We start from the raw sequence: 4092 nt of genomic DNA on the forward strand, positions 1-4092 counted from the left end.
GATTGGGCAAAAGGGAGCGTTTTTCAAAGGTCTCAGAGCGGGAGAATGCGGAGGGGGCCGGCCCGCCAGGAAGCGGCGGGCAGGTGTCCCCCGCTGTGATAAGCCGCTGAAAACACCAGCCCGGGAGCCTCCGAACGAAAGAAAAGGCGCCATCGGCCTTTTGGAGGTTGGTATCGAATTGAAGTACTCACCGGATTCACTATTGTCCAAAATAGGATTTGCCGCTCCAAACAGAGGCTTCGGATTTTCTCCGGAGCGGGCGTTAGCGAGGAGAACATCCGCAGCCTCTGCTTTCTGCCGGCCTGCAAAAAAACCTGAATTTGAAAGAAACCGTTATGTATGGCTATCCATCTGATTTTATTATCAATGAATAGCAAAACAATTCTATTCTGGACAGCAATGCACCGGATTATAATGAAGGGGCATGTGGGTCTTTTCCTCGTTCCCGAGTCTCCCGGCCTGGTTATTTCAAGGGGTTAGTGACGGGGGATTCTTGCCCCCTCCGCCGATCTCCCGCTTTTAGAAGCGGGAGCCGGGGTTTCCCCCATCCCTAACCTCCTGAAATAACGAAGGCCTCCCGACAGGTCACTTCCGAAAAGATCCCCATGCCCCTTCCCCGGTAACCCGGTATCCTTCAAAGGTCTAGATTCGACTGGGTTACACCTGGATGTCTTTGTGAAGGCGGATAGTGCGCGCTGGGGCCGATGGCCCCTTTTCTGGAGTGACCGGCGGGAAGGGGCCGGCCCGCCAGGAAGCGGCGGGCAGGTGTCCCCCGCTGATAAGCCGCTGAAAACACCAGCCCGGGAGCCTCCAAACGAAAGAAAAGGCGCCATCGGCCTTCGGAAGCTGTTATCGAAATGAAGTGCTCACCGGGTGTTATGGAAACGGAAGGGGCATGTAGATCTTTTCCTCGTTCCCGAGTCTCCCGGCCTAGTTATTTCAAGAGACCTTTGAAAAACGCCCCCTTTTGCCCAATCTTCCGTCGTAGCCGTGTCAAAGGCGGAAGATTGCGGAAATTGGCCGATTATGGATGGATACTAGATGGATTTTTCGGGACCCTTCAGCAGGAAAAAGGATACCAGGTTTACAAGGGACCAGATGCCGGAGGCTGAAAAGCAGGTCTCGATGGAGCGGTCAAAGAGGATAGATATTCTTGGGAGAAATTCGTCATCTCCCTTCCAGAGGAGGTAGTAGAGCGGTACCCTCGGAAAAGGCAGGAGCCTGAAGGCCTCGTCGGCCATGTCCACGGCCTCACCACCCAGATACTCGGCCGCCTCCTGAAATCCTTCCGGATCGTTGCCGTAACGCTCTACCAAGGGTTCCACCCTGAGGCGGTGGCGGCCGGAAAAATAATGGGCCTCCTTGAGATCTTCACAGCCAACGAGGTCTTTTCCCATGGGATGCAAGGCAGTGACATGATTCAGGTAAAGGAGGGTTAGGAGTTCAAGGAGGGGATCCTTTAATTCTTCCCAGCCGGATGGGGTGAAGAGCTTGAGGGTTCGAGTCTCCGGGTCCACCAGGATATCCTCCCTCAGAAATCGGAACTTCAAGGCGCGGGGAGGATATGCCTCAAAAAGGGTAAGATTCAGGAGGGTCGTCCGGTCCCTTCGCTCCAAGGTCTCCCAGAATTCCGGTGGTACGGTGATGGGACGTCCGTTGTGGTCCAGGGCGGGGGCCCTGTCCCTGCGTCGTCTCTCCTGCATTTTCAAGAAACCTTTACTAAAAGGGTAGGGTCCCAGAGCGAAGTTTTGGCAGGGAAAATTGCTGCAATCCCTTATACAGTAATCCAGGTTGTTCATTCGGGCGCACTCGAGAATCGTGCAGGTCCCCCCGAAGAGGCGTTTTTGGGCGGCGAGCTTGGCCTCCGCCTCCCGGCCTCTTCCTGCCCCGCAACTGGAACAAATCCCTAAGAGTCTCAGTTTGCAGACATCACAATTTATGCCGCAGGCTCCTGTCGGCATGTTTCTTGATCCTTATTCATCCGTCTTTTCGGCGGGGACAAAAACCGACGGACCTGCAACAAGATACAGGCCGTTTTCCAGTTTCAGCACATAGAGTTCGTACTCGGACTCGGTCCTTTCAAGGATCATCCCACGAACCCCTTCGTAGGCCTTGGTCATCCTGATGGGGGTTCCTTGTTTCAACATCTCACGCCCTTTCAGGTTCACTTGGCACTGGTGGAAGGTTTGTCTGTCTCGGGAAGATAGGATGGAGACTCATCTTCGGTCTTTCCCTTTTTCTCGTCACCTTCCCCCTCCGTCTCCATAACCATTGGTTTCAAGGATCTCGCGTCAAAGCGGACCTGGAATTGCTTGGGCCAGTAATGGCCTGTGGTTTCGTGGAGAAAATAATGGAAGGGGGCCTGGTTGAGGTCGATCTCCGCATAAACGATTCCTTCTTCAGCAGGCTGAAGAGGTCCTGCCATGATCCTCCCGGATCCCGCCTCGATGATAGTGGTCCAGGCCCCTCCAGGTTTTATACTGTCGATTCCCAGTTTCTCCGGAACCGCAGTGTCCACCACGGACTGGCTGCAAATGACGAAGGTGTTATAGGCGATCGCATGGTACCTGGAGCAGATTTCTGTGAGGCTGGTATCCGCAAAAGCGAAACCGACCCACGAGGCGACATGTACCTGTTCTCCCATGGCTGCAAGGGTATACCCCGGGAGGGCCATGGTGTGCTCGCCGCAGATCAGTCCCCCGATTCGTCCGATTTCCGTTTCGTAAACCCGGTGGGTGCTGCCGTCTCCCTCTCCCCAGACCAGTTTTTCCGCTCCGGTGGGCTTGAATTTCCGGTGCTTCCCAATGATCTTCCCCTCACGGTTATAGAAAAGGAGGGTGTTGTATATGCTCTTGTTCTCCCGCTCGTTGATCCCGATGACCACATAGGCGTTGCATTTTCTGGCCGTTTCACCGATTCGTTCCGTGGCCTCGCCGGGGACGTCCACGGCATTCTGGAAGAGTTCAACAGAAAAGGGAATGGCCTGCCGCATGTTCAAGTGCCAGGCCCAATAAGGTCCCCCGGGAATGAAGACCTCCGGGAGCACGATCAGGTCCGCCCCCTGCGCGGATGCTTCTTCGATCAGGGCGCAGGCTTTCTCCACACTGGCTTCCCTGTCAAGAAAGACCGGCGCAGCCTGCACTGCCGCTGCTTTGAATCTTGGTAATACATCACCCATTGAGTATTTCTCCCTTCTCAATACAGGCCCTGCTCCGACTCCTTTCATCGGGTCGGAACGGTGAACCTTTGGAGCCTATCCCATCAAAACATCGGTGCCGTGTCAATAGAGAACCTTAAAAACTGAAGTTCCCATAACGGCCCCCGGCGTGTGGGGGGCTTTTGCCGGGAGTGAAGCGCAAGGGACGAGACCTTTGAAAAACGCCCCCTTTTGCTCAATTTCTGCGTCAGACTCAAATTTTAATCCTCGAAATACTCAATGTATTCCTGTGGTTAAAATTTTCGTCTTCCTTGATCTTGATCGAAGCGGCTTGGAATCCATTTTCGGTGCCTCTTTCGGCCGGGTTTCCATGCTCGGAGACCAAAGAGGAAAAAGGGGTCATTCACTCCTGGAACCATTTTTTTTTCTTGAAATCATCGGCCGAGGCGGGCATCTCTCCCTTAATCATGGACTTGAGCTTCCGGACGAGACCATGGTCTTCCCCCAGATGGGCGACCAGCGATCGGACGGCCCTTCCCACCGTCTGATCAATAGAAGGCTGGATTTGTTCCAGGGCCTCAGGGGGCAGAAGGCCGTATGCCGTCACCAGGTTGTCCACCCAATTGGACAGCGCAGTTGCATCCAGGTTTTCCCTGCGGTAGACAAAGCCCTCCAGGGAACCGGCCGAGGCCGCGAACTCGTAAATGTTGGTGTAGTCATGGACAGGTTTTCCCATTTTGTTCCTCCCTGAATGTTGAAGGTTCGAACCGCGAACCCATCCTTCGGGTTCCTTCGTCTTTCTTGTCTTTTCTTTTAACCCTCCGGCCCCTTCCGTTTCCATAACACCCGGCGAGTACTTTAATCCGGTACCGGTCTCCAAAAGGCCGATGGCGCCTTATCTTTAGTTCGGAGGCTCCCGGGCTGGTGTTTTCAGC

4 protein-coding genes are annotated in these 4092 nt (G+C 54.5%); all 4 read right to left on the minus strand.

The window, feature by feature from the left end:
• Positions 1 to 1037: 1037 nt before the first annotated feature.
• Positions 1038 to 1961: a DUF3786 domain-containing protein gene (locus JRF57_16295; GenBank protein ID MBW2305257.1), complete on the minus strand. Its 924-nt coding sequence runs from the start codon at positions 1959 to 1961 to the stop codon at positions 1038 to 1040.
• Positions 1962 to 1973: 12 nt separating this feature from the next.
• Positions 1974 to 2147, minus strand: coding sequence for a hypothetical protein (locus tag JRF57_16300; GenBank protein ID MBW2305258.1), 174 nt, complete (start codon positions 2145 to 2147; stop codon positions 1974 to 1976).
• A gap of 17 nt (positions 2148 to 2164) precedes the next feature.
• A complete protein-coding gene (locus JRF57_16305; GenBank protein MBW2305259.1) occupies positions 2165 to 3178 on the minus strand; it encodes a carbon-nitrogen hydrolase family protein in 1014 nt (337 codons plus the stop codon).
• 382 nt (positions 3179 to 3560) lie between these two features.
• Complete coding sequence (locus tag JRF57_16310) at positions 3561 to 3893, minus strand: hypothetical protein (GenBank protein MBW2305260.1); 333 nt, start codon at positions 3891 to 3893, stop codon at positions 3561 to 3563.
• Between the last annotated feature and the right edge of the window lie 199 nt (positions 3894 to 4092).

The organism is Deltaproteobacteria bacterium, assembly GCA_019310525.1.
Taxonomy (GTDB): Bacteria; Desulfobacterota; DSM-4660; order Desulfatiglandales; family HGW-15; genus JAFDEE01.

What these genes read in the sequence shown, in the direction of transcription:
- JRF57_16295 (MBW2305257.1), bottom strand. Translation starts at nt 1,961, where the DNA reads ATGCCGACAGGAGCCTGCGGCATAAATTGTGATGTCTGCAAACTGAGA.
- JRF57_16300 (MBW2305258.1), bottom strand. Translation starts at nt 2,147, where the DNA reads ATGTTGAAACAAGGAACCCCCATCAGGATGACCAAGGCCTACGAAGGG.
- JRF57_16305 (MBW2305259.1), bottom strand. Translation starts at nt 3,178, where the DNA reads ATGGGTGATGTATTACCAAGATTCAAAGCAGCGGCAGTGCAGGCTGCG.
- JRF57_16310 (MBW2305260.1), bottom strand. Translation starts at nt 3,893, where the DNA reads ATGGGAAAACCTGTCCATGACTACACCAACATTTACGAGTTCGCGGCC.